Source organism: Acidovorax sp. FW305-C-20-28, assembly GCF_058783375.1.
This window is the reverse complement of record NZ_JBYSYM010000001.1, coordinates 262,854-287,585: the sequence shown is the minus strand read 5'-3', so window position 1 is coordinate 287,585 and position 24,732 is coordinate 262,854. Positions and strand designations below refer to the sequence as shown.

Annotated in this window: 27 protein-coding genes; 17 read left to right on the top strand and 10 right to left on the bottom strand. The window is 69.1% G+C overall.

Annotation, left to right across the window (positions count from 1 at the left end; all coding sequences use genetic code 11):
• Positions 1-32: 32 nt before the first annotated feature.
• Both AC3WOH_RS01415 and AC3WOH_RS01410 read right to left on the bottom strand, forming a co-directional pair.
• The gene (locus AC3WOH_RS01415; RefSeq protein ID WP_492227629.1) at positions 33-527 is read right to left on the bottom strand and encodes a hypothetical protein; all 495 of its coding nucleotides are present in this window, start codon (positions 525-527) and stop codon (positions 33-35) included.
• Positions 528-632: 105 nt separating this feature from the next.
• Positions 633-1,025, bottom strand: coding sequence for a cupin domain-containing protein (locus AC3WOH_RS01410; protein WP_492227628.1), 393 nt, complete (start codon positions 1,023-1,025; stop codon positions 633-635).
• 69 nt (positions 1,026-1,094) lie between these two features.
• Between AC3WOH_RS01410 and AC3WOH_RS01405 the strand changes: the two genes are divergently transcribed.
• The 5 genes from AC3WOH_RS01405 to AC3WOH_RS01385 all read left to right on the top strand — a co-directional run bounded on the left by AC3WOH_RS01405 (position 1,095) and on the right by AC3WOH_RS01385 (position 5,302).
• Positions 1,095-1,997, top strand: coding sequence for an AraC family transcriptional regulator (locus AC3WOH_RS01405; protein ID WP_492227627.1), 903 nt, complete (start codon positions 1,095-1,097; stop codon positions 1,995-1,997).
• Between the two features lie 182 nt (positions 1,998-2,179).
• Complete coding sequence (locus AC3WOH_RS01400) at positions 2,180-2,965, top strand: DUF2846 domain-containing protein (RefSeq protein ID WP_492227626.1); 786 nt, start codon at positions 2,180-2,182, stop codon at positions 2,963-2,965.
• A 160-nt stretch (positions 2,966-3,125) separates the two neighbouring features.
• The gene (locus AC3WOH_RS01395) at positions 3,126-4,007 is read left to right on the top strand and encodes a DUF2846 domain-containing protein (protein WP_492227625.1); all 882 of its coding nucleotides are present in this window, start codon (positions 3,126-3,128) and stop codon (positions 4,005-4,007) included.
• 174 nt (positions 4,008-4,181) lie between these two features.
• A complete protein-coding gene (locus AC3WOH_RS01390) occupies positions 4,182-4,619 on the top strand; it encodes an OsmC family protein (protein ID WP_322590846.1) in 438 nt (145 codons plus the stop codon).
• 98 nt (positions 4,620-4,717) lie between these two features.
• The gene (locus AC3WOH_RS01385) at positions 4,718-5,302 is read left to right on the top strand and encodes a hypothetical protein (RefSeq protein WP_492227624.1); all 585 of its coding nucleotides are present in this window, start codon (positions 4,718-4,720) and stop codon (positions 5,300-5,302) included.
• A gap of 107 nt (positions 5,303-5,409) precedes the next feature.
• Here the strand turns inward: AC3WOH_RS01385 and AC3WOH_RS01380 are convergent, their stop codons facing one another.
• The 3 genes from AC3WOH_RS01380 to AC3WOH_RS01370 all read right to left on the bottom strand — a co-directional run bounded on the left by AC3WOH_RS01380 (position 5,410) and on the right by AC3WOH_RS01370 (position 9,054).
• A complete protein-coding gene (locus AC3WOH_RS01380; protein ID WP_492227623.1) occupies positions 5,410-7,107 on the bottom strand; it encodes an AMP-binding protein in 1,698 nt (565 codons plus the stop codon).
• 79 nt (positions 7,108-7,186) lie between these two features.
• Positions 7,187-8,491, bottom strand: a complete 1,305-nt coding sequence (locus AC3WOH_RS01375) for a serine hydrolase domain-containing protein (protein ID WP_492227622.1) — start codon at positions 8,489-8,491, stop codon at positions 7,187-7,189.
• A 74-nt stretch (positions 8,492-8,565) separates the two neighbouring features.
• The gene (locus AC3WOH_RS01370) at positions 8,566-9,054 is read right to left on the bottom strand and encodes a DUF2147 domain-containing protein (RefSeq protein ID WP_492227621.1); all 489 of its coding nucleotides are present in this window, start codon (positions 9,052-9,054) and stop codon (positions 8,566-8,568) included.
• A gap of 184 nt (positions 9,055-9,238) precedes the next feature.
• On the opposite strand from AC3WOH_RS01370, the gene AC3WOH_RS01365 reads away from it, so the two are divergent.
• Genes AC3WOH_RS01365 through AC3WOH_RS01355 form a run of 3 tightly spaced genes read left to right on the top strand, consistent with a single transcriptional unit; the run spans position 9,239 to position 12,145 of the window.
• The gene (locus AC3WOH_RS01365; RefSeq protein ID WP_492227620.1) at positions 9,239-10,015 is read left to right on the top strand and encodes a response regulator; all 777 of its coding nucleotides are present in this window, start codon (positions 9,239-9,241) and stop codon (positions 10,013-10,015) included.
• Positions 10,012-11,325 carry an ATP-binding protein gene (locus AC3WOH_RS01360; RefSeq protein WP_492227619.1) on the top strand — a complete coding sequence of 438 codons (1,314 nt, stop codon included), beginning with the start codon at positions 10,012-10,014 and terminating at the stop codon, positions 11,323-11,325. The genes AC3WOH_RS01365 and AC3WOH_RS01360 overlap by 4 nt, the downstream gene beginning before the upstream one ends.
• A 22-nt stretch (positions 11,326-11,347) precedes the next feature.
• Positions 11,348-12,145 carry a DUF72 domain-containing protein gene (locus tag AC3WOH_RS01355; RefSeq protein ID WP_492227618.1) on the top strand — a complete coding sequence of 266 codons (798 nt, stop codon included), beginning with the start codon at positions 11,348-11,350 and terminating at the stop codon, positions 12,143-12,145.
• A gap of 3 nt (positions 12,146-12,148) precedes the next feature.
• Here the strand turns inward: AC3WOH_RS01355 and AC3WOH_RS01350 are convergent, their stop codons facing one another.
• Positions 12,149-12,442 (bottom strand): acylphosphatase, encoded by a 294-nt coding sequence (locus AC3WOH_RS01350; RefSeq protein ID WP_492227617.1) that lies wholly within the window; start codon positions 12,440-12,442, stop codon positions 12,149-12,151.
• A 57-nt stretch (positions 12,443-12,499) separates the two neighbouring features.
• Here AC3WOH_RS01350 and AC3WOH_RS01345 point away from each other — a divergent pair, with 57 nt between their 5' ends.
• From AC3WOH_RS01345 to AC3WOH_RS01330, 4 genes are all read left to right on the top strand, one after another.
• Positions 12,500-12,766 carry an ATP-binding protein gene (locus tag AC3WOH_RS01345; protein ID WP_492227616.1) on the top strand — a complete coding sequence of 89 codons (267 nt, stop codon included), beginning with the start codon at positions 12,500-12,502 and terminating at the stop codon, positions 12,764-12,766.
• Between the two features lie 106 nt (positions 12,767-12,872).
• Positions 12,873-13,976, top strand: a complete 1,104-nt coding sequence (locus AC3WOH_RS01340) for a Fic family protein (protein WP_492227615.1) — start codon at positions 12,873-12,875, stop codon at positions 13,974-13,976.
• A gap of 48 nt (positions 13,977-14,024) precedes the next feature.
• Complete coding sequence (locus tag AC3WOH_RS01335; RefSeq protein ID WP_260420056.1) at positions 14,025-14,153, top strand: hypothetical protein; 129 nt, start codon at positions 14,025-14,027, stop codon at positions 14,151-14,153.
• A 130-nt stretch (positions 14,154-14,283) separates the two neighbouring features.
• Positions 14,284-15,678, top strand: a complete 1,395-nt coding sequence (locus AC3WOH_RS01330) for a homoserine dehydrogenase (protein WP_492227614.1) — start codon at positions 14,284-14,286, stop codon at positions 15,676-15,678.
• Between the two features lie 201 nt (positions 15,679-15,879).
• On the opposite strand, the gene AC3WOH_RS01325 is transcribed toward AC3WOH_RS01330, so the two are convergent.
• Both AC3WOH_RS01325 and AC3WOH_RS01320 read right to left on the bottom strand, forming a co-directional pair.
• Entirely contained in the window at positions 15,880-16,518 is a 639-nt protein-coding gene (locus AC3WOH_RS01325) for an FMN-binding negative transcriptional regulator (protein ID WP_492227613.1), read from the bottom strand.
• A 1-nt stretch (position 16,519) separates the two neighbouring features.
• Complete coding sequence (locus AC3WOH_RS01320; protein WP_492227612.1) at positions 16,520-17,002, bottom strand: OsmC family protein; 483 nt, start codon at positions 17,000-17,002, stop codon at positions 16,520-16,522.
• Positions 17,003-17,109: 107 nt separating this feature from the next.
• On the opposite strand from AC3WOH_RS01320, the gene pdxR reads away from it, so the two are divergent.
• The gene (gene pdxR, locus AC3WOH_RS01315; protein WP_492227611.1) at positions 17,110-18,534 is read left to right on the top strand and encodes a MocR-like pyridoxine biosynthesis transcription factor PdxR; all 1,425 of its coding nucleotides are present in this window, start codon (positions 17,110-17,112) and stop codon (positions 18,532-18,534) included.
• Positions 18,535-18,548: 14 nt separating this feature from the next.
• Here pdxR and AC3WOH_RS01310 read toward each other — a convergent pair whose 3' ends face one another.
• Entirely contained in the window at positions 18,549-19,583 is a 1,035-nt protein-coding gene (locus tag AC3WOH_RS01310; protein ID WP_492227610.1) for an MBL fold metallo-hydrolase, read from the bottom strand.
• 134 nt (positions 19,584-19,717) lie between these two features.
• Between AC3WOH_RS01310 and AC3WOH_RS01305 the strand changes: the two genes are divergently transcribed.
• The 4 genes from AC3WOH_RS01305 to AC3WOH_RS01290 all read left to right on the top strand — a co-directional run bounded on the left by AC3WOH_RS01305 (position 19,718) and on the right by AC3WOH_RS01290 (position 23,638).
• Positions 19,718-20,359, top strand: coding sequence for a TetR/AcrR family transcriptional regulator (locus tag AC3WOH_RS01305; RefSeq protein ID WP_492227609.1), 642 nt, complete (start codon positions 19,718-19,720; stop codon positions 20,357-20,359).
• A gap of 25 nt (positions 20,360-20,384) precedes the next feature.
• Positions 20,385-21,008 carry an alpha/beta fold hydrolase gene (locus AC3WOH_RS01300; RefSeq protein ID WP_492227608.1) on the top strand — a complete coding sequence of 208 codons (624 nt, stop codon included), beginning with the start codon at positions 20,385-20,387 and terminating at the stop codon, positions 21,006-21,008.
• A gap of 48 nt (positions 21,009-21,056) precedes the next feature.
• Complete coding sequence (locus AC3WOH_RS01295; RefSeq protein ID WP_492227607.1) at positions 21,057-21,626, top strand: gamma carbonic anhydrase family protein; 570 nt, start codon at positions 21,057-21,059, stop codon at positions 21,624-21,626.
• Positions 21,627-21,766: 140 nt separating this feature from the next.
• Positions 21,767-23,638, top strand: a complete 1,872-nt coding sequence (locus tag AC3WOH_RS01290; protein WP_492227606.1) for a B12-binding domain-containing radical SAM protein — start codon at positions 21,767-21,769, stop codon at positions 23,636-23,638.
• Between the two features lie 10 nt (positions 23,639-23,648).
• Here AC3WOH_RS01290 and AC3WOH_RS01285 read toward each other — a convergent pair whose 3' ends face one another.
• Positions 23,649-24,731 carry an ankyrin repeat domain-containing protein gene (locus AC3WOH_RS01285; protein WP_492227605.1) on the bottom strand — a complete coding sequence of 361 codons (1,083 nt, stop codon included), beginning with the start codon at positions 24,729-24,731 and terminating at the stop codon, positions 23,649-23,651.
• Position 24,732: the final 1 nt, after the last annotated feature.

Below are 24,732 nucleotides of genomic sequence, written 5' to 3'. Positions count from 1 at the left end.
AACAACGCCAGAAGAGTTTTGTTACCCGCTCTTTACTCTTGCTTGGTCTGCTTCCAGATGCGGTCCGCCCTCTCCCACGCCGCCTTGGCTGCGGGCTCGGCTTCCAGCCAGCTCAAGCGGCTGGTCTGGCGATCAGACTCCCAGCGGGTTTGCAGGTGGCCGCGGGCCTCGTCCCAGTCGCGGTGGCGGCCGTCGATCACGCCCTGGTAGCCGTGGCGGTAGGCGGGCGCATAGTCGTCGTCGTAGGTGTACGCGTCGGAGTAGTACGGCTGCCGGCCATGGGCGTCGCGCCAGTAGGCGTCTTCGGCCGTGGGGTTGACGGCTTCTGCCGCGCCCTTGCCAGCCAGGCCGCCCACGACGGCGCCGACCACGGCCCCTACGGCAGTGCCCACAGGGCCGCCGATGGAACCGGCCGCCGCGCCGGTGACTGCACCGCCTGCAGCGCCAACGCCGGTGCCGATGGGGTGGGCACCGGGGGCGCCGGTGATGGGATCGGGATTGAGGTCGGGGGTATTGTCTCGGGCCATGGTGTGCTCCTTATCGTATGGGTGGTGAAGACCCATGGTCCATGGCCCCACGCTGGCGTGGCGTAGGCCAACGGCTCAATGCGGCGACAGCGGAAACAGGCCTGCTTACAGCACCCTGCGCGGCGCGGCCGTGGCCACGTCGCCGCTGTTGGGCGTGCCGGTGGATTCGATCAGCAGGATGTGCGCCTCTGCGCCCAGAGCGCGCGGGCGGTGCTCTACCCCTTTGGGCACCACGTAGAGCTGGCCGGGGTGCAGGGTGACCATGGCGCCGTGGGGCAGGTCGATCTCGACCACGCCTTGCAGCACGAAAAAGAAGTCGTCGGTGTCGGGGTGGCTGTGCCACTGGTATTGGCCCGCGATCTTGGCGACCATGATGTCGTGGCCGTTGAATTCGGCCACGGTGCGCGGGGCCCAGTGCTCGGTGAACTGGGCGAGCTTGTGGGCCAGGTCGATGGCGGGGACGGCGGTGGGGGTGGGGGCGTTGGTGGTGTCGGGCATGGGTGGTCGAAAAATGGGGTTGCCTGCAGTGTCGCCACCGGTCGCCGGGCGGTCTTGTACATTTGTTGCATGCACGCCGGGGACCCAAGCTCCTCTTCCACATCCTCTTCTTCACCGCCCAGCCAGCGCGACTGGGCCGAGATGCGGCCGCTGGCCTCGGGCGGGGTGACGCTGCTCAACGCGCATTTCACGCAGCACCGGTTCGAGCGGCACAGCCACGAGACGTATTCCATCGGGGTCACGCGCTCGGGCGTGCAGACCTTTGCCTGCCGGGGTGCGCGCCACGCCAGCCTGGCGGGCGATGTGATTTTGTTCAACCCCGACGAGCCGCACGACGGCAGCCGGGGCACGGAGGCGGGGTTTGGCTATTCCATGCTGTATGTGGATGCCGCGCTGGTACATGCGTGGATGGGCGACCGCGATGCGGCGGGTGGGGGCGGTGATTGCAACCGCATGGCCACCCGCTACTTCAAGGCGCCGCTGGTGCACGACCCCGAGGGCGCGCGGCTGCTGCAGCAGGCCGTGGCTGCGGTGGCCGAGCGGCAGGAGTCGCTGCACGGCGAGGAGCGCACGGCCGCGGCCATGGTGGCGCTGCTGGGCCGGCATGGCGAGCTGCGGCGGCCCTGGGCGGCCACCGGCCTGGATGCAGGCCGCGCCCGCATGGTGCTGGTGCGCGAGTACCTCGATGCGCACTTTGCCGACGATGTGACGGTGCAGGCCCTGGCCACGCAGGCGGGCCTGTCGCGCGCGCACCTGACGCGCGCCTTTACCGCCACCTATGGCATGGCGCCGCATGCCTACCTGAACATGGTGCGCATTCGCCAGGCGCAGGCCGCCCTGCGGCAGGGCGGTGCGCTGGCCGATGTGGCGGCCGCCTGCGGCTTTGCCGACCAGAGCCATTTGACCCGCCGCTTCAAGGGCCAGGTGGGGGTGGCGCCGGGGCGCTGGATTGCTCACATGCGCGCGGCCTGACAAGCAATCGCCAAAACGGGGGTGTTGCGGCCAGCGCACAACCCGTGGGTGGGCGCACCTAACTTGCTGTTTTGTGCTGTAAGCAGTTGCAACCCGATGCTAGAGTGCGCGGGCGGGTATGCCCGCCTGCGTGGGGAGCGCAGTACCACCCAACAAAGAATCCAACAACCATCATGCGTTTCTTGACGACGACGAACACCCTTCGCGCGCTGGTGCTGAGCAGCGCCGCGCTGGCCCTGGTGGGCTGCACCGCGCCCCGGGCCACGCCGGACGCCGACCAGAAGGCCAAGCAGTTCACGGCGCAGGCCCAGACGGCTTCGCTCTACATCTACCGCAGCGAGATGACCGGCGCATCGGCCCCGATGACGGTCAGCGTCAACAACCAGTCGCTGGGCAAGACCAACGCCCGCACCTACTACCACCTGGAGGTGGCACCGGGCAGCTATACCGTGGTTTCGTCTGCCGACAACACCTCCACGGTGAGCTTCGAAGCCGAGGCAGGCAAGAGCTACTACGTGTGGCAGAAGGTCACGATGAGCATGGGCTCGGGCACGGCACGCGCCCAGGTGTCGCTGGTGAACGAGGCCCAGGGCCAAAAGGGCGTGCTCGCCAGCAAGCTGCTGACCACCAAGGTGCGCCCCAGCGCGTTTGGCGTCGCCCCGGCAGCTGGCAGCGCGCCGGAGGCGCCGGCACCGGTGGCACGCCCTGCAGCAGCAGGGCCAAGGCCTGCATCCGCCACGGCAACCGCCGCGATGTCGATGCAGCCTTACGTGCCCGACGCCAAGCCAGCGGACCGCGCCGCCCGGCCAGCGGCAGCCCCCGTGGCAACAACGGCTGCCGCCGCAGCGCCCACGCCCACCAGCACCAAGGAGTCGCGCCTGCAGTGGCTCAAGCAGATGCGCGATGCCAACCTGATCTCGTCGGGTGAGTACGAGACCAAGCGCCAGCAGGTGCTGAGCGCGCCTTGACGGGGCGGCCGAGCGATCGGCCTTCTGTCCCATCACCCTTTTTCTTTCAAGCCAGCGATGGCACCAGGCAGGGCCCGCACGGGCTTGCCTGGCTGTGCTGAGCGCTGTGCCAGCCAGCCGTTCACCCACTTTCCGTTCATCCATCCACACAACCCAAGCCATGCGTTATCTGATAAACCACTTGCGTACGATTGCCCTGTTCATTGCCGCGCTGGCCCTGGTGGGCTGCGCACAGGTGCCCCGGGCCTCTGTGGACCAAGAGTCCAAAGCCAAGCAGTTCAAACCCCAGGCCGAAACGGCTGCGCTGTACATCTACCGCGACGAGCTGTTTGGCGGTGCGATCTCCATGCCCGTGAACCTCAACAACCAGAATCTGGGCTACACGGGGCCCAAGAGCTTCTTCTACCTGAACGTGGCACCGGGCCGGTACACCATCGAGTCGATGGCCGAGAACCAGGCCTCCATCAGCATCGACGTGGAGGCGGCCAAGAACTATTTTGTGTGGCAAGAGGTGAAGATGGGCCTGTTCCAGGCGCGCAGCAACCTCACCCAGACGGACGAGGCCAGGGGTCGCCAGGGGGTGCTGGCCTCCAAGATGATCGCGGTGAAGCCAGGCGTTTCCTTCGCACCGGTGGGCGGCGTGGCGACGGCCGTTGCACCTGCACCCACACCGGTGCCAACGCCTGTGCCGGCACTTGCAACCGCCCCCGCCCCCGCACCCGCTGCAGCGCCTGCCCCCAGGTCAGCGCCCGCGCCGGCCACCGGCACGGTGGCGATGCCGTTCGTGCCCGACGCCAAGCCGGTGGCCCGCACTGCGGCGCCTGCAGCAGTGCCCGCAGCGCAAAGCGTGCCGACAACTGCCACCGTGTCCGTGGTGAGCCCTGCCCAGCCCGCGCCTGCAGCAACGGCTGCCGCCGCAGCGCCCGCCTCTACCAGCAAGAAGGAAGCGCGCCTGCAATGGCTCAAGCAGATGCGCGATGCCAACCTGATCACCTCGGGCGAGTACGAGACCAAGCGCCAGCAGGTGCTGAGCGCGCCTTGACTCTTTTCTTGGGAGCAGCATTCGTCAAAGGGCCCGCAAGGGCCCTTTGTCTTTTGGGCAGCCCCCACCTGTAGGACATTGCGCACCCGCTTTGCCCGCGGCATCCGACGCCTGCACCGGCCTGGGCATGGTCCCATGGACCCTTTGACTTATCCACAGCGAAGGAGCCTCAGCATGTCTGAAAAGAAAGCCAGTGTTCATTGGGAAGGTGCGGGCAAGACCGGCCAGGGCCAGGTGAGCACCGAGACCGGCGCGCTCGACAAGCACCCCTATGGCTTTGGCAGCCGCTTTGGCGATGACCGCAAGGGCACCAACCCCGAGGAGATCGTGGGCGCGGCGCATGCCTCGTGCTTCACCATGGCGTTTGCCTTTGCGGCCGAGAAGGCGGGCATTGCCACCGAGGTGATCGACACCACGGCCGCGGTGCGGCTGACCAAGGAGGGCGATGGCTTTGTCATCGACCGCATTGCACTCACGCTCAAGGCCAAGGCGCCGGGCCTGGACGAGGCCGCCTTCCAGAAGCTGGCGGCCGATGCCAAGGCCAACTGCCCGCTGTCGAAGGCGCTGGCCGCGGTGCCGGAGATCACGCTGACGGCGACGCTGGTGCAGTAGCAAATGTGCCCACCCCTGGGCGGGTGTGTGCATTTGGTAGCAACCCGCTCGCGCGAGTCCCCCTATGATGCGGCGCCATCAACCACAGGGGGTATGGAGTGAGCGAATCTGAAGCAGCAGCGGCCAGCGCACCGGTATCGGCGCAGCTGATCGCCATGATCGGGCAGCCTTTCGACAGCAAGACGGTGCGCGACGTGGTCGCCCCACTGGGCGTGAAGCGCGTGGGCGCAGCCGACAACGGCATCGGCGCCATGAGCTCGAGCATTGTCTGGATTGCCAAGGCGGCGGTGCGCATCGACGTGTACCGCCCCAAGGAGCTGAGCAAGCTGACGGCGATGCCTTTTGCGGACGAAGACGTCTGGCTCGTGGGCTCGGTGGAGTTTCTGGCGCCAGGCGCGGACGACCGGATCAAGACGCCGTTTGCCGGGCCGCTGCCTGCGGGCTTGACCATGGACTCCACCCCGCAAGACTGCATTGCCGCCTATGGCCCTGCGGACCTGGACGATGAGCACGAGCGCCCCGGCTTCTCAGGCCGCGTGCTGGGCTGGCGCAAGGGCGGGCTCAACACCGCCATCACCTTCGACTACAAGGGCGGCGGCTGCGCCATGGTCAACCACACGGTGTGCCTGGTGGGCTGCATGGGCGCCTGGCGCTACACCTACGCCGAGGTGTTTGCGCCTTGAGCGCACCGATGCAGGAGCCGCTATCCCACGGGCTGCTGCTGGAGGTGGCGCCCCGGACCATCCGGCTGCAGCGGGCGGCTTGAAGCCGCCGCCGGCGGTGCCGCAGGTCACGCGGACGGCGCTGTGGCCGGCGCCATGATGCGGTGGGGCCGTGCGCGGGCGGGCTGCACCACGCCATCGCGCAGTTCGCGCCGCAGGATCTTGCCCACGCTGGACTTGGGCAAGGCATCGACAAACACGATCTGCCGCGGCACCTTGTAGGGGGTGAGCTCGCGGCGGCAGTGATCGGCGATGTCCTGTGCGCTGACGCGCACCTCGGCCATGCGCACCACGTACAGGCGCAGGGCCTCGCCGGTCTTGTCGTCGGGCACGCCGATGCAGGCGCATTCGAGCACGCCGGGGTAGGCGGTGGCGACGGCCTCGACCTCGTTGGGGTAGACGTTGAAGCCCGAGACGATGACCATGTCCTTCTTGCGGTCCACGATCTTGAGAAAACCGCGCTCGTCGAGTTGGCCGATGTCGCCGGTGCGGAAGTAGCCGCCGGGCGTGAGGGCCGCGGCATTGGCCTCGGGCTGCTGCCAGTAGCCGGCCATGACCTGCGGGCCGCGCACGCACACCTCGCCGGCCTCGCCCAGGGCCACGGGCTGGCCCTGCTCGTCGAGCAGCTGCACGTCGGTGGAGGGCAGGGGCAGGCCGGTGGTGCCGCTGAAGGCGCCGACCGAGGCGGGGTTGAAGGCGACCACGGGGCTGGTCTCGCTCAGGCCATAGCCCTCGCGGATGAACTGGCCGGTGATGGCCTGCCAGCGCGCCGATACGGCAGGCACGATGGCCGCGCCGCCACCGCCCGCGAGCCTCAGCCGCGACCAGTCCACCTGCTGCGTGCCCGGGTGCGCGGCCAGGCCGGCGTACAGGGTGTTGACGCCCATGAACACGCTGGGGCGCGCGGCCTGGAGCACGCCGACCAGCGAATCCAGGTCGCGCGCATTGGGCACCAGCCAGTTGTGCGCCCCCACCGCGAAGTAGCTCACCAGGTTCACCATGAGCGCGAAGATGTGGTACAGCGGGATGGCGGTGATGATGGTCTCCTGCCCGGGGCGCAGCGCATCGGGCACGAAGGCCTTGAACTGCTGCACGTTGGCCACCAGGTTGCGGTGCGTGAGCATGGCGCCCTTGGACAGGCCCGTGGTGCCGCCCGTGTACTGCAGAAACAGCAGGTCACCGCCGGCCAGCAGCGGCGGCACGAAGGGCAGGGCCGCGCCTTCGGCCAGCGCCTGGGCAAAAGGGGTGCTGCGCTGCAGGCCGGCATCGACGGGCGGGCTGGGCAGCGCGGCCTGCGTGCAGCCATCGCCCGGCGCCACGGTGAGGATGCTTTGCAGCGCCACCCGGCCCTGGATGGCGGCCAGCGTGGGGGTGGCGCTGGCGTAGATGACGAGGATGCGCACGCCCGCATCGTTGAGCTGGTGCTCCAGCTCGCGCGGGGTGTACAGCGGGTTGACGTTGACCTGCACGCAGCCGGCGCGCGCAATGCCCAGCAGGGCGATGGGAAAGGCCGGCAGGTTGGGGCACATCACGGCCACGCGGTCGCCCTTGCGCGCGCCCAGCACGCACTGCAGGTAGGCGGCAAAGGCGCGGGCCTGCCGGTCGACCTCGGCATAGGTGAGCGTCTGGCCCAGGCAGGTGAAGGCCGGACGGTGCGCATGCACCCGGATGGCCGCGTCGAGCAGGTGCACGATGGAGGGATGGGCGTCGGGGTCGATATGGGCCGGTATGGCGCCATAGCTGGCCAGCCAGGGTTGGGGGTGCATGGGTGCGGTCTCCTTGTGCGGTGTCTTTTGGGAGGGGCAAGCGCAGCCCGGCCATGCAGGGCTGCGCATGGTTCTGCGCTCAGCGCAACGCGCCCGCAATTGCGGCAAAGGCCAAGCGGTCGTAGTTGTGCGTGAACGCCGTGTTGGGGATGGGGTGCGACGAGAGCTTGACCACCACCAGCTGCGCGGTGGGGTTGACGTGGATGTGCTGCCCCATGAGGCCCTTGGCCTCGAAGCTGCCGTCCACATCGTGCGGCAGCCACCAGTGGTTGTGGTACGAGTAGCCGGCGCGCATGGTCTGGCCCGAGGCCTTGAACTTCTCAGGGTCGGCGCCCTTGCGCAGCTCGGTCACGGTGGCGGGGGAGATGACCTGCTTGTGGTTGTAGTAGCCGTTCTGGCGCAGCATCTCGCCCAGGCGGCCCAGGTCGCGCATGGTGGCGTTGATGCCCACGCTGGTGGACTGGGCGCCCGTGGGGTCGGCCCACACATAGCCGTCCTGCTCGGCGCCCAGCGGGGCCCAGAGGCGCTCGGACAGCAGGGTGGCAAAGCTCTTGCCGGTCACGCGCTGCAGGATCCAGCCGATGACCTCGGTGTCTACCGACTTGTAGTAGAAGCCCTTGCCGTGCTCGCCCTCCTTCTGCACGGTGGGCAGGTAGTCGAGCATGGCCCGGGCGCCCGGGTAGTTGGCCGGCGCGGGCACCAGCCCGGCGGAAATGAGGTACTGGAACACGCCCGATTGCGGGTCGGCAAAGTCCTCGGCGTACTTGACGCCGGTGGTCATGTCCAGCGTCTGCTGCACGGTGGCGTCGGCCCAGGCGCTGCCCGCCAGCTCGGGCAGGTAGCGGGTGACGGGGGCGGCGGGGTCGATCAGGCCTTCGTGGATCAGCTCGGTGGCCAGCAGGCCGGTGAGCGACTTGCTCATGGACCACAGCACATGGGGCACGTGCGGCTGGTTGCCGACGTAGTGGCGTTCGTAGACCACGCGGCCCTGGTGGATGACGAGCAGGCCGTCGGTGTAGGTGGCCTTCTGCCACTGGGCCAGCGTGGTGCGGGCGCCCTTGTCGTCGAGGAAGGCCAGGCCGTCGAGTTCGCGCGGCGCGGCCTGCAGCTCACTCGCAGGCCCTGGGCCGCGTGCGATGTTGGCCGTGGGCCCCAGCTCGCGCAGGTGGTGCAGGGCCCAGCGTGCGTTGGGGTACTTGAGGATGGTGCCCAGCCGCACCTGCTTGTCGGGCGGCGGTGGAAAGCCCTGCATGAGCTTGAGCGCCACGGGGTCGGTGGCGTCGGGCGGGGGCAGCTGCGTGGGCTGCGCATGGCTGCTGGCCTGGGCCAGGGCAACGAGGGCCGTGGCAACGGCGAGCGAGAGGGCGCGGCGGGGAAGGCGCATGGTGACAGGTCTCCTTGAAAAGAAAGAAAGGGGAAAGGCGGGGTGGGACAGGGGAGGGGAAAAGGGAGCAGTGCTCATTGCGCAGCAGCGGGCGCGGGCCGGCGCCAGACCTGTGTCTTGCCGAACAGCGCGATGCCCACGTAGGCATGCACGCGCAGCTGGTCGGTACCGGCGGGGGTGAGGGTGGCGCTGTAGGTCTTGGCGTTCTCGCGGTTGTAGATTTCGCCCTGGTGCTCGTTGGGGCCGCTTTCCTTGAAGCCGGAGAGCAGCGTCATGCCCAGCGCGGGGCGCTTGTCGGCGAACTCGCCGCCCTGGCCGGGGCCGGCCATGGAGCGGTTGGCCATGACCCGCACGACCTTGCCGCACAGGGTGGCGCTGCCGGGGTTGCAAGGGGCGATCTCCACTTCGAGGTTGCCGCTTTCGGTGATCCAGCGGCCCAGCGGGGCCCGGGGTTCGGTGCCGGCCTGCGGTTGCGCCTGGGCGGGCGGCGGCAGCAGCAGTTGGGCGGCGTACAGGGTGGCTGCGGCCAGCAGGCAGCAGGCATTGGCAGACTGCGGTGTCATCGGGAAGCCCTCGTGGTGGTCAGGTTCTGGATGACTGCATTGGAGCCAGCCCAGGTATCGGGCATTTGTCCTGCCGGGGGCTTTTGGTGAGCACGGATGTCGGCGCCGCGCGCAGACAAGTTGGGATACAAATGCGCCGCAGGGGCACCGCACAGGCCCCGGCATTGCCCGGAGAATCGAGCCCATGCAGCAACAACCGCCGCCTGTAGACCATGTACTCATCGTCGATGACGACGCCGGCATCCGCGAGCTGGCGGCGCAGTACCTGCGCAAGCAGGGCCTGCAGGTGAGTGTGGCGGCCGACGGGCGGCAGATGCGCGCGGTGCTGGCGGGCACGCGCATCGACCTCCTGGTGCTGGACCTGATGCTGCCCGGCACCGATGGCATCACCCTGTGCCGCGAGCTGCGCGGCCCGGGGGCGCCGGTGCTGCCCATCATCATGCTGACCGCGCGCAGCGACGAGGCCGACCGCATCCTGGGCCTGGAACTGGGGGCCGACGACTACGTGACCAAGCCCTTTGCCGCACGCGAGCTGCTGGCGCGCATCCACGCCGTGCTGCGGCGCACGCGCATGCTGCCGCCCAACCTGGCGGCCACCGAGCCGGTGCGCGAGCTGGCCTTTGGCGACTGGCGACTGGACACCACGGCGCGCCATTTGCTCGATGCGAGCGGTGCGGTGGTGGCGCTGTCGGGGGCCGAATACCGGCTGCTGCGCGTGCTGCTGGACCACCCACAGCGCGTGCTCACGCGCGACCAGCTGCTGCAGCTGACGCAGGGGCGCGATGCCGATGTGTTCGACCGCTCCATCGACCTGCTGGTGAGCCGTGTGCGCCAGCGCCTGGGCGATGGGGCACGCGGCTCGCGCTACATCAAGACCGTGCGCAACGAGGGCTATGTGTTCTGCGCCGCGGTGCAGCCCGGGCCCGCGGGTGCTGGCGCAGCGGGGGCGGGGCCGGCATGAGGCGCTGGTGGCCGGGCTCGCTGTTCGGGCGCATTCTGCTGGTGCTGGCGCTGGGCCTGGCGCTGGCGCATGCGCTGACCTTCATGCTGGCGGTGACCGAGCGCAGCATGAGCATGCGCAGCGCCATGGTGGGCTACTTCGCGAGCGACGTGGCCAGCTCGGTGGCGGTGCTGGAGCGCCTGCCCGCCGAAGAGCGCGCCCAGTGGCTCACGCGCCTGGCGCGGCGCAACTACCGCTTCGTGCTGGCCGAGCCGCTGCAGGTGCCCGCCAGCCCATCGGCCCTGGCCGTGCTGGTGACCGGCGCCGTGGCCGCCGCGCTGCCGCCCGAACGCGCGGTGCAGGTGGTGGACCCCGGGGTGCCCGGCACCGAACTGCGGCTGCAGCTGCGCCTGGCCGATGGCACGCCGCTGGCGGTGGACATGGACGAGCCCCGGCTGCAGGTGTCGCACTGGGTGCTGACCGCCTTGGCGCTGCAGCTGGTGGTGCTGGTGGGCCTGTGCGCCTGGGCCGTGCGCGCCGCCACGCGCCCGCTGAACACCCTGGCCGACGCGGCCGATGCCCTGGGCCCCGCGCAGCCGGCCAACCCCATGGCCGAGGACGGCCCGCGCGAGGTGGTGCGCGCTGCCGCCGCCTTCAACCGCATGCAGCAGCGCATCCAGGCGCACCTGCAGGAGCGCATGCAGATCCTGGCGGCGGTGTCGCACGACCTGCAGACGCCCATCACGCGCCTGCGCCTGCGCGCCGACCTGCTGGACGACGCGGCCCTGCGCGAGCGCCTGCACGCCGACCTGGCCGAGATGCAGTCGCTGGTGGAGGAGGGCATTGCCTATGCGCGCTCGCCCCAGGCCGTGCGCGAGCCGCTGCAGCGCGTGGACCTGCGCGCGCTGGTGGAAAGCCTGGCCATGGACTATGCCGATGCGGGCATGCCGGTGCGCGTGCTGCACGCGGCCGACGGCATCTGCGACACGCGCCCGCAGGCGCTGCGCCGGCTGCTGTGCAACCTGGTGGACAACGCGCTCAAGTTCGCGGGCAGCGCCGAGCTGGCCGTGGAGGCCGACGCCCAGGGCAGCTGGAGCGTGCGCGTGCTCGACCATGGCCCGGGCATCCCCTCCACCGAGCTGGCCGCCGTGCTGCAGCCCTATGTGCGGCTGGAGGACTCGCGCAACCGCGGCACGGGCGGCACGGGCCTGGGCCTGGCCATTGCGAACGAGCTGGCCCAGGCCCTGGGCGGGCGCCTGGTGCTGGGGCCGCGCGGGGATGGCGGCGAGGGGCTGGAGGCTCGGGTGGAGTTGCCGGGGCAGCGCTGGTAAAGTGGGCTTTCCGTGGACTCGCATGACAGGGAACGCCGTGGAAGCAAGCATCGTCAACAGCAAGCAGCAACGCATTCGCATCGGTATCGGCGGCTGGACCTTCGAGCCCTGGCGCGACAACTTCTACCCGGCCGGCCTGTCGCACGCCAGGGAGCTGCACTACGCGAGCCGCCAGCTCACGGCCATCGAGGTCAACGGCACCTACTACAGCACCTTCAAGCCACCGACGTTTGCCAAGTGGCATGGCGAGACGCCCGACGGCTTCATGTTCTCGCTCAAGGCCAACCGCTTTGCGACGAATCGCCGTGTGCTGGCCGATGCGGGCGATTCGATCGCGCGCTTTGTGGAAAGCGGCATCAGCGAGCTCAAGGACAAGCTCGGCCCCATCGTCTGGCAGTTCATGCCGACCAAGGTGTTCGAGCCCGGGGATTTCGAGGCCTTTCTGGCGCTGCTGCCCCAGGCGGTGGACGGGCGTACGCTGCGCCATGCGCTGGACGTGCGGCACCCGAGCTTTGCGACGCCGGAGTTTCTGGCCCTGGCCCGCAAATACGGCTGCGTGCCGGTGCACACCGATTCCGAGAAATTCCCGGCCATTGCCGATGGCGCGGCCGATTTTGCCTACCTGCGCCTGATGCGCAGCCAGGCCGAGGTGCCCACGGGCTACACGCCCGAGGCGATTGCCCAATGGGCCCAGGGCGTGCGCAGCTGGACCGGCGGCGAGCACCCGCGCGATGTGTTCGTGTACTTCATCAATGGCGCGAAGGAGCGCGCGCCGGCCGGGGCGATGGAGCTGTTGAAGCAGCTCGGCCTGCGTACCTGAAACCTAGACGGTTTCGCGCTGCGTGAAGCCCTGCGGGGCTTCACCCCCATCGGGCACGTTGCCTACCACCACACGGTCCACCCGCGCCTGCGCAGGGCCCTGGTGCGCCCAGTCGATGAGGGCCTGCACGGCCTGCGGCGTGCCCCAGGCACAGGCCTCGACCTGGCCATCGCGGCGGTTGCGCACCCAACCGCGCACGCCCAGGCGCTCGGCGGCCTGCACCATGGACCAGCGGTAGCTGACACCCTGCACATGGCCGGTGATGAGCAGGTGGCGGGTGGTGATTTCTTCAGTCATGGGCGCACTGTACCGTGAGCCTTGCAGGGTGGGCACGCCGGGCGCACACTGCCCCACATGACCGCACGCAAGGCCCTGCCCGCCATCGACACCGAGCGCTGCACCGGCTGTGGCTGGTGCATTGGCGTGTGCCCGCCGCATGTGCTGTCGCTGCAGGTGCAGGGGCCACAACCCTGGGGGCCCAAGCGCTCCACGCTGCACGACGAGGCGGGCTGCACGGGCTGCGCGCTGTGTGCGGTGCGCTGCCCTTTCGATGCGATACGCATGGTGCGCATTGACCTACCACAGACCATGCACGGCATTGCGAAAAAAGAGGCGCAATAAAACGCGCAAAATGGGTCGCACTTTCTGAAAAAAGCCTTTTCAAGTCATAGACTTGGGAATGTTTTTTAAGTCGCAATCTTTTTCGCAGTACACCCACCCTTCACAGATGCAGCCATTGCTGCCTGCAACGCGCCGATTGGGGCCCTTGCTGGAGCAGGCGCATGGCCTGGTGCGCGGGGCCGACCGGCTGTCGGGGCTGTGCCAGCCCGGGGCCCTGGGGGGGCTGCGCACGCTGCTGCGGGCGATGAACGCGTACCACGCGCAAAAGTTCGAGGGTCTGGAAAAGATGCAGCCGCTGGAGATCGAGCAGGCCCAGCGCGGCGAGTGGGCTGCCGATCCGGAAAAAGCAGGGCGCCAAAAGTTGGCGCTGGCGCACATGGCCACCGAGGCCCAGCTGGAAATGCGCTGGGCCGGGTGGGATGCCAAAACGGTGTGGTCGCCCCAAATGGTGTGCGATATCCACCAGGATGTGTTCGCGCGCCTGCCCGAAACCGACCGGGCCGTGAAAGGGGGCGCCATGCTGCGGCCCGGTGCGCTGCAAAACGGGCCTGCAAAAGTACGAGCGTTGCTGGAAGAGTGGGGAAATGGCTACGGCGGCGTCCAAGGGGGCGGTGGCATGCCGGTGCTGGCGATGGCCGCGTCGCACCAGCGCCTGCGGGGCATCCAGCCGTTCCGCGAGGGCAGTGGCCGTGTGGCCTGCCTGCACACCCACCTGGTGCTGGGGCACCTGGGCCTGACCCATGGCCTGTGGTCGCCACTGCGCGGCTTCGCCCGCAGCCAGGAGGCCTACCGCGCCCACCTGACTGCGGCGCAGGATGTGCGGGGCCTGGAGGAGTGGATGCACTATGTGCTGGCCCAGTGCCTGGAGCAGGTGCAGTTGATGACCGGCCTGCTCGCGCCGCAGGACATGCAGGACCGCATTGCGGCCTGCCTGGGGTTCGAGGAGCATGTGGTGAGGCAAGGCGTGCGCACCGAATCGTTGCGCGCGCTGCACTACCTGTTTGCCACGCAGGGCATGCTGGACCGCCGCGACTTCAAGGCCATGCTGGGGCTTGGCGACCGCATGGCCACGGCGCAGATCACGGCGCTGCTGCAGCGCGGCCTGCTGGAGAGCGATTCACCGCACGGCAAGCTGCGCTTTGGTGTGCCGCAGCACGCGCTGCGCTTCTATTTTCCAAGGCTGTGGCCCGAGGCGGAACGCGAGGCATAAAGAGAGCCCCTTGACGGCCCCCACGGCGAATCCGCTACACTGGTGGCCATGTCGTTCACCCAGATCCACACCGCACGTGCTGCTGCCGCCCCCATGGGCGCCTGCATGATGCTGCCTGCATTCTCGCGGGCAATGGGTGCACGAATGATTACCACCATTACCACCGCGGCCACCTGAGCACGCGCAGGTGGCCGTTCCGGCAGCCACCTGGTGATCGCTCCCTTCCTCCCCTCGGAATGAACGAATGAAACCCAGCTCTGGCAGCTGGTTTTTTTTGTTTTGTTCGTCAGTCCGTCAAGGAAGCCCTATGTACCGCGATCCCGTCCAGTCCCTTCAGCCCGCACAGCACAGCATCGCCACGACCATGGCCATGCCTGCTGCCACCCGCCCGCTGCGCGTGGGCATGATCGGCATTGGCACCGTGGGTGCAGGCACCTTCCGCGTGCTGGCGCGCAACCAGGCCACCATTGCGGGCCGCGCAGGGCGCGGCATCGAGGTGGTGGTGGTGGCAGCCCGCAACCTGGCGCGCGCCGCCGGCGTGGTGGGCACGGGCGTGGCGCTGACCAACGACCCCATGCAGGTCGCCACCCACCCCGAGGTGGATGTGGTGGTGGAGGCCGCAGGCGGCACCGGCCCGGCGCGCGAGTGGCTGCTGGCGGCCATGGCGGCGGGCAAGCACGTGGTGACGGCCAACAAGGCGCTGCTGGCCGTGCATGGCAACGAGCTGTTCACTGCGGCACGGGCACACGGCGTGGCGCTGGCCTACGAAGGCGCGGTGGCCGTGAGCATCCCCATCATCAAGGCGCTGCGCGAGGGCCTCACGGCCAACCGCATCGAGTGGGTGGCGGGCATCATCAACGGCACCACCAACTTCATCCTGACCAAGATGCGCGACGAGGGCCTGGGCTTTGCCGAGGCCCTGGCCCAGGCCCAGGCCCTGGGCTATGCCGAGGCCGACCCGGCCTTCGACATCGAGGGCGTGGACGCCGCGCACAAGGTGACGCTGCTGGCGGCCAATGCCTTCGGCATGCCGGTGCGCTTTGCCGATGCGCAGGTGGAGGGCATCACCGCGCTGCAGGGGCTGGACGTGGCCTGCGCCGAGCAACTGGGCTACCGCATCAAGCTGCTGGGCGTGGCGCGAAAACGCGCGGACGGCGTGGAGCTGCGCGTGCAGCCCGCGCTGGTGCCGGCCACGCACCTGCTGGCGCATGTGAACGGCTCGATGAACGGCATCCTGGTCAAGGGCGATGCGGCCGGCGTGACCATGTACTACGGTGCCGGCGCGGGCTCGGAGCAGACCGCTTCGGCCGTGATCGCCGACCTGGTGGACGTGGCCCGGCTCGACGGCACGAACGCCGCACAGCGCGTGCCGCACCTGGGCTTCCACGCCCACGCGGTGGACGAGGCGCTGGCCGTGTTGCCGCGCGCCGCCGTGCACACGCGCCACTACCTGCGTGTGCCTGTGCATGCGGCGCAGGACATCGAGGCCGTGGGCGCCTGGCTGGCCGCCCAGCATGTGCCGGTGGCGCAGGTCGCGCTGGCCGCCGAAAAGGCCCTGCCGCCCGGCAGCGGCCCCCAGGTGCTGGTACTGACCGACGCCGTGGCCCAGGCCACGGTGGATCTGGCCGTGCATGCGCTGGCCGCGCACAAGGCCGTGGCCGGGCCCGTGACCTCGCTGCGCGTGGAGATGCTGGACAGTTAAAGAAGGATCCGTTGGCTATGCCGCTGCGCACCGCCCGCGGGGCATGAAACTGGCGCGGCCGAAGCCAGTGCCCCCGTGCAAGGGCCGCCAAGCCGCGAATGCGGCGCTTCGCTTGCGTGCACTGGGGGCGTCCCCCTCCCGACTCGCGCAGCGAGTCGAGAGAGGGGTGAAGGCGCGAAGCGACTCAGGGGGTGTTTAACTTCAAGCAGGGGAGCCCTGCCGCACCAGCGCCGCCATCTCCAGCGCGGCGGGTGTGCCCTCGGCCGTGAGGCCGGCCACCACGCCCGCGCGGTCGGTCTCGGTGCGGTTCTGGCTGACCTTCCACACCCCCTCCCAGCGCTCCACCGCGAGCTCGATGCCGACGATGGCGCGCATCAGCTGCTCGATGTAGGCAGGCGGCGCGTCGTCCAGGCGCCAGGGCTCGGGGCGGTGCGCCTCGTGCGCCTCGCTCAGCGTGTGCAGGATGGCGCGCAGCGTGGAGGGGTCGTCCTGGAGCGCCGTGAGCCTGCCATGCGCATGCACCGTGGCGTAGTTCCAGGTCGGCACCTGCTTGCCGTCGATGGCCTTGGAGGGGTACCACGTGGGCGAGATATAGGCCTGCGGCCCGTGGAAGATGGCCACGGCCGTCTGCGGCAGCAGCGGCCACACGCCGTTGGCGCGCGCCACATGGCCGACCAGCGTGCCGTGCTCGCCGCGCGTGGGGTCCAGGTACAGCGGCACGTGGTTGGCGTGCAGCGCGCCTTCGTGCGTGATGACCAGCGTGGCCAGGGGCTGGGCGCGCACCAGGGCCTGCAGCACGGCGGCATCGGCCACGCGGAATTGGCGGTTGGCATTGGCCATGTCAGCCCCCTTCGCTCAGTTGCAGCACGGGCGCGCAGTCGATCTGCGTCTTGACCGAGTTGGCCAAAAAGCACGAGGCGTGGGCCTTGTGGTGCAGCGCGTCAAGCTGCTCGGCACTGGGGGCGTGCGCAGGGTCGAAGCGCGTGACGGGCTTGAGCTGCACATGGGTCACGACGAGCTGGCCCGCCTCGTTCCTGGCCATGGTGCCCACGGCCGCGTCGCTGTAGCTGTCGAGCCGGTAGCCCGCGCGGCTCGCATAGTCCATGAACCACAGCATGTGGCAGCTCGACAGCGCGGCGATGTAGGCCTCTTCGGGGTCGACCGCGGCCGCATCGGAGTAGGGCAGGGGCACGACGTGGGGTGAGGACGATGCGGCCACAGTGGCGCCGCCGTCGAACTGCCAGGTGTGGGCACGGTGGTAGCGCTTGTCGAGGAAATCGTCGCTGCCGCGTTGCCAGGTGATGGTGGCGAAATGCTCTGCCATGGTGGGATGCTTTCGTGGGGTGGGTGCCTACAATGGTTCCTCAGTCTATTGCGATACTGCACCATCGAAGGGGCCAATTCGTGCCAAGCGCCAGAGCCAATTCCACCGTGGCGACCAGCACCCTGCGCCAGCAGGTCTACGAGCAGTTGCGCAGCGCCATCGAGCAGGGCAGCCTGCGCGCGGGCACGCGGCTGCCGCCCTCGCGCGAGCATGCCGCGGCGCTGGGCGTGTCGCGCAACACGGTGCTGTGGGCCGTGCAGCGCCTGCAGGCCGAAGGCTATGTGGAGGCGCGCGTGGGCGATGGCACCTATGTCTCGCAGGCGGCCGCGGGCGCTGCCGGCCGCAGCCCGCAGCTGGTGGCGCCGCCGCGCGGCCTGTCGCGGCGCGGCCAGCTCATCGCCGACACGGCCGCTCGCTGGAACCCACCGGTGGCGGTGGCGCGGGCCTTTCGCATGGGCGCGCCCGAGGTGGACACCTTTCCGTATGCGGTATGGGACCGTCTGGCGCGCCAGGCCGGCCCGGGCCAGCGCGCGGCACGCGCCCAGTACCTGGACCCGGCCGGCGACCCGCAGTTGCGCGAGGCCGTGGCGCAGTGGCTGTGGGCCTCGCGCGGCATCCGCTGCGATGCGGCGCAGGTGGTGGTGTGCTCGGGCTCGCAGCAGGCCATCGACCTGATTGCGCGGCTGCTGCTGGACGCGGGCGACGAGGTGCTGGTGGAAGACCCTGGCTACCCCGGCATCCGCGCCGCGCTGCTGGCGCACGGTGTGCTGGCCCGCCCCATGGCCATGGACGGCGAGGGCGCCTGCATTGCCGAGGCCACAGAGCGCTGGCCCGGCGCCCACATGGCCGTGGTCACGCCCACGCACCAGTACCCCACGGGCGTGCGCATGGGCCTGGCGCGGCGCCAGGCGCTGCTGCAGTGGGCGCGCACGCACGATGCCTGGGTGGTGGAGGACGACTACGACGGCGAGTTCCAGTACGGCGCGCAGCGCGTGCCCGCGCTGTGCAGCCTGCCGGGGTCGGAGCGGGTGCTGTACGTGGGCACCTTCTCCAAGACGCTGCACCCGGGGCTGCGCCTGGGCTTCATCGTGGCGCCGCCCGCGCTGGTGCAGCCCTTTGCCATGGCCCGCGCCATCACCGACCGCCATGCGCCCGGCGACACCCAGGCGGTGCTCGCGCAGTTCATTGCCGAAGGCCACCTGCTGCGCCACCTGCGCCAGATGCGCGAGCTGTACCAGGCACGCCAGCAGGCCCTGCGCGATGCGCTGGCCGATGCCAGCGATGGCGCGCTGCAGCTGGCCGCGAGCGACCGCGGCATGCACCTGCTGTGCGAACGCGCGCCGGGCAGCGACGACGAGGCGCTGTGCCGCCAGGCCCAGGCGGCAGGGGTCATGCTGGCGCCGCTGTCGCGCTATGTGATCGCGTCAGAACGGCGCGGCTGGCTGTTCGGCTATGCGGGCTTCGACGTCGCCGAGATCACAGCCGCGGCACGCACCGTGGGCCAGCTCGCCAGGCGCCGGTCGCGCGGCTAATCACCCGGTTCGGTTCACTCCGCGCTTTTCCACCAGCTTTGCGAAAGGGCCGGGTTGCGGATGTCCAGGCGCTCGCCCATCACCGGTGCCACCAGGGGCACATTGGCAGTCGCGGCCAGCTGGGTGATGCGGTCGAAGGGCTCGTGCCAGGGGTGCATGGCCAGGTCGAAGGTGCCGTTGTGGATGGGCATCATGTGGCGCCCCTTCACGTCGCGGTGGGCCTGCAGGCTTTCCTCGGGCTGCATGTGCACGTCGGGCCACTGGGCATCGTAGGCACCGGTCTCGACCATGGTCAGGTCGAAGGGGCCGTAGCGCTCGCCGATGGCCTTGAAGCCGTCGAAGTAGCCGGTGTCACCGCTGAAGAAGATGCGCGTGTCGCCCGCCATGATGACCCACGAGGCCCACAGCGTGCGGTTGCCGTCCGACAGGGTACGACCCGAGAAATGCTGGGCCGGGGTGGCAACGAACTTCACGCCGCCCACGCTGGTGCCCTGCCACCAGTCGAACTGCTGCACCTTGGCGGCCGGCACGCCCCAGCCGATGAGGCGGTCGCCCACGCCCAGGGGGGTGAGGAAATGCTCGACCTTGGGCGCGAGCTTCTGGATGGCATCGAAGTCCAGGTGGTCGTAGTGGTCGTGCGAGAGCACCACGCCGGTGATGGGCGGCAGCTCGTCGATGGTGAGCGGCGGCGCGTGGAAGCGCTTGGGCCCGGCGAACTGAAAGGGCGAGGCGCGCTCGGAGAACACCGGGTCGGTAAGCCAGTACTTGCCGTCGAGCTTGAGCAGCATGGTCGAATGGCCCAGGCGCCACAGGCTCTGGTCGGGCGCGGCCAGCACATCGGCCTGGGTCAGCGGCTTGACCTCGATGGGCTTGGTCGGCACGGTGTTGGCGGGCTTCTCGGTGGCAAATTTCCAGAAGATGGCCACGGTCTTGAGGAAGCCCGGCGCCTGGCGCGGCACGGCGTTGCGGAACTTGCCGTCCTGGTACTGGGGCGAGGCCTCGTAGGAGCCCGAGGGCAGGGTGGCACAGGAAATGATGCTGTAGGCCATGGCGGTAATTGCGGTGAGGATGAGGAGGATTCGGGGCACGCGGCGGAACATGGGGACTGCCTTTTCTGAAAAGTGCACTGCACAGTGTAGTGTTGTTTTTGAAAAAGTAAACTACCCGGTGTAAAATTTCTCCTATGCACCCGATAGCCCCCACCGCCGCCCCGACCCGCCTGACCGACCGCAAGCGCGAGGCGATCGTGCAGGCTGCGATTGCGGAGTTCCGCGAGAACGGCTTTGCCGGCACCAGCATGGACCGCGTGGCCGCGGCGGCCGATGTCTCCAAGCGCACGGTGTACAACCATTTCCCGAGCAAGGACGAGCTGTTCGAGGCCATCCTGGCCCAGATGTGGGAGCGCAGCCATGCCCAGGCCGAGATCCCCTACGACGCCAGCGGCCCGCTGCGCCCGCAGCTGCTGGCGGTGCTGGAGCAGAAGATGCAGATGCTGGACGATGCGAGCTTCATCGACCTCTCGCGCGTGGCCATGGCCGAGCTGATGCACACGCCCGAGCGCGCCCGTGCCCTGGTGGACCGCCTGTCCGAGAAGGAAGAGGGCCTGCCCCAGTGGCTGCGCGCCGCCCAGCAGCACGGCCGCCTGCGCGCCGGGGTGGACGCAAACTACGCCGCCCACCAGTTGCACGGCCTGGTCAAGTCCTTCGCCTTCTGGCCGCAGCTGGCCATGGGCCAGCCGCCGCTGGAGCCCGCGCTGCGCCAGCAGGTGCTGGAGGATGCGGTGGATATGTTCCTGGGGTTCTACGAAGTCGCTGCGCCGGCCTGACGCGTGCGGCGTATGCTGCCAGCCCATGGCAGCACAGCAACAACCCTCGCAGATCATTTTTCTCCCAGGCGTCGGTGGCGACCCGCAGTTCTGGCAGCCCGTGTCCGCCCTGCTGGAGCACCCGGCCGCCCGCCGGCTGATGGGCTGGCCCGGCTTCGGCCCGGTGCCGGCCGACCCTGCGGTGCGCGGGATGGAAGACCTGGTGGCGCGGTTGGTGGATGCCATCGACCAGCCCACGGCCCTCGTCGCCCAGTCCATGGGCGGCACCGTGGCCGTCCAGGCCGCTCTGCGCCGCCCCGATCGGGTCACCCACCTGGTGCTCACCGCCACCTCCGGCGGCGTGGACATGGCCGCCCATGGCGCGCAGGACTGGCGCCCGGCCTTCGCCCAGGCCCACCCCACGGTGCCGCCTTGGTTTGCCGACTACCGCGGGGACCTGAGCGAGGCCCTGGCGACCCTCCAGGCCCCCACGCTGCTGCTGTGGGGCGATGCCGACCCCATCAGCCCCGTGGCCGTGGGCCGGCGCCTGCAGGCGCTGCTGCCCCAGAGCCGGCTGCACGTGGTGCCCGGTGGCGCGCACGACCTGGCGAACCGGCATGCGGCGCAGGTGGCGCCGCTGGTCGCAGCCCACCTGGGTGGCGGCGCCTGACTTTGCACTACGCTCGGCGCTTTCCCTGCATTCTAAGCCCCTAAAACCATGCCCACCGCTCCCTACCTCGATACCGCACCCGTGCTCGGCACGGGCGTCTTCCTCCACAGCTCCGCCCAGGTGATCGGCGACGTCACCCTGGGCAAGGACGCCTCGGTCTGGTGCAACGCCGTGCTGCGCGGCGATGTGAACCGCATCGTGGTGGGGGAGGCGAGCAATGTGCAGGACCTCACCATGGGCCATGTCTCGCACCGCAATGCGAGCAAGCCCGAAGGCTCGCCCCTCATCATCGGCAGCCATGTGACCGTGGGCCATTCGGTGATCCTGCACGGCTGCCGCATCGGCAACGAATGTTTGATCGGCATGGGCTCCATCGTCATGGACGACGCTGTCATCGGCGACCGCGTGATGCTGGGCGCCGGCAGCCTGGTCTCGCCCGGCAAGGTGCTGGAGAGCGGCTACCTGTACATCGGCCGGCCGGCGGTGCGCCAGCGCGCGCTGACCGACCAGGAAATCGCCTATCTGCGCTACTCGGCCGAGCACTATGTGCGCGTGAAGAACAACTACCTGGCGGGCACGCCCGAGGCGGTGGTGGAGCCGCCGGCCCAACCGATGTAAGGCCGACGCGCCCACCGGATAAGGGCCAGGCGGGATAATCGGGCACTTCCACGATTCCCCTTGAGGCGGCACTGCATCGCTCAGCCGCCCCCACCATGTCTGCCGCCCCACCGCTTCGCGTCCTGTCCGTCATCCCGCCGATGACGCAGCTGAACACGCCCTACCCGTCGACCGCCTACCTCACGGGCTTTCTGCGCTCGCGCGGCATCACGGCGGTGCAGGAGGACCTGGCGCTGGCCCTGGTGCTGCAGCTGCTCTCGCCCGAGGGCCTGCGCGCCGTGGCGGCGAAGGTGGATGCGCTGCCCGCGAAGAAGCACAGCCCGGCGGTGCAGGCCTTCGTGGCGCAGCGGGAGCGGTATTTCTCCACCATCGCGCCCACCATCGCCTTTCTGCAGGGGCGCGACACCACGCTGGCTCACCGCATCGTGGGGCGCAACTTTCTGCCCGAGGGGCCGCGCTTCGAGTCGCTCGACGTCTACGTGGACGACGAGGGCGGCGACCCGCTGGGCTGGGCCTTCGGCGCCCTGGGCCTGCACGACCGGGCCAAGCACCTGGCCACGCTGTACCTCAACGACCTGGCCGACGTGCTGCGCGACGCGGTGGACCCGCGCTTCGAGTTTGTGCGCTATGCCGAGTCGCTGGCGGGCAGCCAGCCCACCTTCGACCCACTGGCCGAGGCCTTGGCCGAGCCCCTGAACCTGGTGGACGAAACCCTGCGCACGCTGGCACTGGCCGCGGTGGAGCGCCATGCGCCCACGGTGGTGCTGCTGTCCGTGCCCTTCCCAGGCGCGGTGTACGCGGCCTTTCGCATCGCGCAGGCGATCAAGGCGGCGCACCCGCACATCGTCACCGTGCTGGGCGGCGGCTTCGTGAACACCGAGCTGCGCGAGCTGGCCGAGCCGCGCGTGTTCGACCACTTCGACTATGTGGCGCTGGACGCGGGCGAGCGCCCGCTGCTGGCGCTGCTGGAGCATGTGCAGGGCCAGCGTGGGCGCCAGCGCCTGGTGCGCACCTTTGTGCGCGAGGCCGGCACGGGCGCGGTGCGCTACATCAACATGCAGGAGGCGGACATCGCGTTCGCCGAGGTGGGCACGCCCACCTGGGACGGGCTGCCGCTGGACAAGTACCTGTCGCTGCTGGACATGCTCAACCCCATGCACCGGCTGTGGAGCGACGGGCGCTGGAACAAGCTCACCGTGGCCCACGGCTGCTACTGGAAGAAGTGCAGCTTCTGCGACGTGAGCCTGGACTACATCAGCCGCTACGAGGGCGCCTCGGCCAGCACCCTGGCCGACCGCATCGACACCATCGTGCGCGAGACGGGGCAGACGGGCTTCCACTTCGTGGACGAGGCCGCGCCGCCCAAGGCCCTCAAGGCCCTGGCCACCGAACTGATCGCGCGCAATACCGGCATCTCGTGGTGGGGCAACATCCGCTTCGAGAAGACCTTCACGCCCGAACTGGCGGAACTGATGGCCGACAGCGGCTGCATCGCCATCTCGGGCGGGCTGGAGGTGGCGTCCGACCGGCTGCTGAACCTGATGAAGAAGGGCGTCTCGGTGGACCAGGTGGCGCGCGTGACGCGGGCCTTCACCGACGCGGGCATCCTGGTGCATGCCTATCTGATGTACGGCTTTCCCACGCAGACGGTGCAAGACACGGTGGATGCGCTGGAGTATGTGCGCCAGCTGTTCGCCAACGGCTGTATCCAGAGCGGCTTCTTCCACCGCTTTGCCTGCACGGTGCATTCTCCCGTGGGCAAGAACCCCGAAGAATACGGCGTGACGCTGGCGCCGCTGCCGCCCGGGGACTTCGCCAAGAACGACGTGGCCTTCATCGACCCCACGGGCGTGGACCACGACGCACTGGGTGCCGGCCTGAAGAAGGCCATCTACAACTACATGCACGGCATCGGCCTCGAAGAGGACGTGCGCAGCTGGTTCCCCTTCAAGGTGCCCAAGACGACGGTGCGGCGCGACCGCATCGAGCGGGCGTTGCAGCAACGCGGCTGACCTCGGGAGGTCAGGCCGCAGCCACGAACGCCAGGATGTCGTCGAAGTCCTTGCGGTCCTTGGGCGTCTGGTACTTGTAGGCAGCGAACGATTGCTGGAGCATGGTGGTCAAGCGGTCCCGGCTCCCTTGCAGTTCGGCCTTCCACGCCGGATCGCGCACCAGCAGCTGGAAGATGGCGAGCTTGCCGTCCAGGTTCTCGTACATGGCGTCGAACGAGGTGGCCGTGAAGTCCAGCAGGTTGGCCAGTTGGGGCAGGCCGCGGGTGCTCGCACCCTTGTCCAGCAGCGACTGCACGATCCTGGCCTGGTGGTAGTAGATGGCGATCTCGATAGGGTAGCTGGCACTCGAAGATCCCTTCTCGCGCACGTCAGGATCGGCGCCGTGCTGCAGCAGCAGGTCCACGATCTTGGGGGCCGAGAAGCGGCAGGCCTCGTACAGGTTGGGGTAGCCTTTGTGCGGTAGATTCGGGTCGGCGCCATGTTCCAGCAGGAGCTGCACGACCTTCACGCGCTTGTCGGTGATGGCCTTGTTCAGGCAGGAATAGCCCGACGAGAACTTGCTGTTCGGATCAGCCCCCTTCTCCAGCAGGGCCTGCACGGTGGCCTGGTTCTTGGAAAAGCCAATGGCACGGATGAAGGCATAGGTCGGGTCGTTCTCTTCGCGCTCGGCGGCCTCAATGGTGCGACCCACGCGGCCCAGCTGGGCGGTCGGGGCCAGGGTCTTCATCAAGGCTACGACGTCGGCAGGCGGCTTTTTCTTGCCGTCGATGAAACCGTATTCAAGCTTGCGCGCCACTTCGTCGTCCACCAGTTCCGCATGCAGGGCGTGGCAGACCTTGGACAGGGGCCCGATGAAGTCCCCGACATCGGTGGAGCCTGCGGTGAAGACCGCGTCGATGACTCGGCCCGAGCGCTCATAGTGGTCGAAGCCCAGGTGGTCCGTGGGGTGGATGGCGATCTTGCGGGCCGCAAAGAAGGCCTTGACCGCGGCTTCGAGCGACGCGCCCTCGGGAGTGCTCGTGAACACCGCATGCAGCGCATCGGCATCGGTGTCGTTCTTGCAGACCAGCGTGAATCGCGTGGTGGTTTCCATG

Excerpts from the sequence above, each read along its gene's own strand:
- AC3WOH_RS01415 (WP_492227629.1), bottom strand. The coding sequence starts at position 527 with ATGGCCCGAGACAATACCCCCGACCTCAATCCCGATCCCATCACCGGC.
- AC3WOH_RS01410 (WP_492227628.1), bottom strand. The coding sequence starts at position 1,025 with ATGCCCGACACCACCAACGCCCCCACCCCCACCGCCGTCCCCGCCATC.
- AC3WOH_RS01405 (WP_492227627.1), top strand. The coding sequence starts at position 1,095 with ATGCACGCCGGGGACCCAAGCTCCTCTTCCACATCCTCTTCTTCACCG.
- AC3WOH_RS01395 (WP_492227625.1), top strand. The coding sequence starts at position 3,126 with ATGCGTTATCTGATAAACCACTTGCGTACGATTGCCCTGTTCATTGCC.
- AC3WOH_RS01390 (WP_322590846.1), top strand. The coding sequence starts at position 4,182 with ATGTCTGAAAAGAAAGCCAGTGTTCATTGGGAAGGTGCGGGCAAGACC.
- AC3WOH_RS01380 (WP_492227623.1), bottom strand. The coding sequence starts at position 7,107 with ATGCACCCCCAACCCTGGCTGGCCAGCTATGGCGCCATACCGGCCCAT.
- AC3WOH_RS01375 (WP_492227622.1), bottom strand. The coding sequence starts at position 8,491 with ATGCGCCTTCCCCGCCGCGCCCTCTCGCTCGCCGTTGCCACGGCCCTC.
- AC3WOH_RS01370 (WP_492227621.1), bottom strand. The coding sequence starts at position 9,054 with ATGACACCGCAGTCTGCCAATGCCTGCTGCCTGCTGGCCGCAGCCACC.
- AC3WOH_RS01365 (WP_492227620.1), top strand. The coding sequence starts at position 9,239 with ATGCAGCAACAACCGCCGCCTGTAGACCATGTACTCATCGTCGATGAC.
- AC3WOH_RS01360 (WP_492227619.1), top strand. The coding sequence starts at position 10,012 with ATGAGGCGCTGGTGGCCGGGCTCGCTGTTCGGGCGCATTCTGCTGGTG.
- AC3WOH_RS01355 (WP_492227618.1), top strand. The coding sequence starts at position 11,348 with ATGACAGGGAACGCCGTGGAAGCAAGCATCGTCAACAGCAAGCAGCAA.
- AC3WOH_RS01350 (WP_492227617.1), bottom strand. The coding sequence starts at position 12,442 with ATGACTGAAGAAATCACCACCCGCCACCTGCTCATCACCGGCCATGTG.
- AC3WOH_RS01345 (WP_492227616.1), top strand. The coding sequence starts at position 12,500 with ATGACCGCACGCAAGGCCCTGCCCGCCATCGACACCGAGCGCTGCACC.
- AC3WOH_RS01340 (WP_492227615.1), top strand. The coding sequence starts at position 12,873 with ATGCAGCCATTGCTGCCTGCAACGCGCCGATTGGGGCCCTTGCTGGAG.
- AC3WOH_RS01335 (WP_260420056.1), top strand. The coding sequence starts at position 14,025 with ATGTCGTTCACCCAGATCCACACCGCACGTGCTGCTGCCGCCCCCATG.
- AC3WOH_RS01330 (WP_492227614.1), top strand. The coding sequence starts at position 14,284 with ATGTACCGCGATCCCGTCCAGTCCCTTCAGCCCGCACAGCACAGCATC.
- AC3WOH_RS01325 (WP_492227613.1), bottom strand. The coding sequence starts at position 16,518 with ATGGCCAATGCCAACCGCCAATTCCGCGTGGCCGATGCCGCCGTGCTG.
- AC3WOH_RS01320 (WP_492227612.1), bottom strand. The coding sequence starts at position 17,002 with ATGGCAGAGCATTTCGCCACCATCACCTGGCAACGCGGCAGCGACGAT.
- AC3WOH_RS01310 (WP_492227610.1), bottom strand. The coding sequence starts at position 19,583 with ATGGCCTACAGCATCATTTCCTGTGCCACCCTGCCCTCGGGCTCCTAC.
- AC3WOH_RS01305 (WP_492227609.1), top strand. The coding sequence starts at position 19,718 with ATGCACCCGATAGCCCCCACCGCCGCCCCGACCCGCCTGACCGACCGC.
- AC3WOH_RS01300 (WP_492227608.1), top strand. The coding sequence starts at position 20,385 with ATGGCAGCACAGCAACAACCCTCGCAGATCATTTTTCTCCCAGGCGTC.
- AC3WOH_RS01295 (WP_492227607.1), top strand. The coding sequence starts at position 21,057 with ATGCCCACCGCTCCCTACCTCGATACCGCACCCGTGCTCGGCACGGGC.
- AC3WOH_RS01290 (WP_492227606.1), top strand. The coding sequence starts at position 21,767 with ATGACGCAGCTGAACACGCCCTACCCGTCGACCGCCTACCTCACGGGC.
- AC3WOH_RS01285 (WP_492227605.1), bottom strand. The coding sequence starts at position 24,731 with ATGGAAACCACCACGCGATTCACGCTGGTCTGCAAGAACGACACCGAT.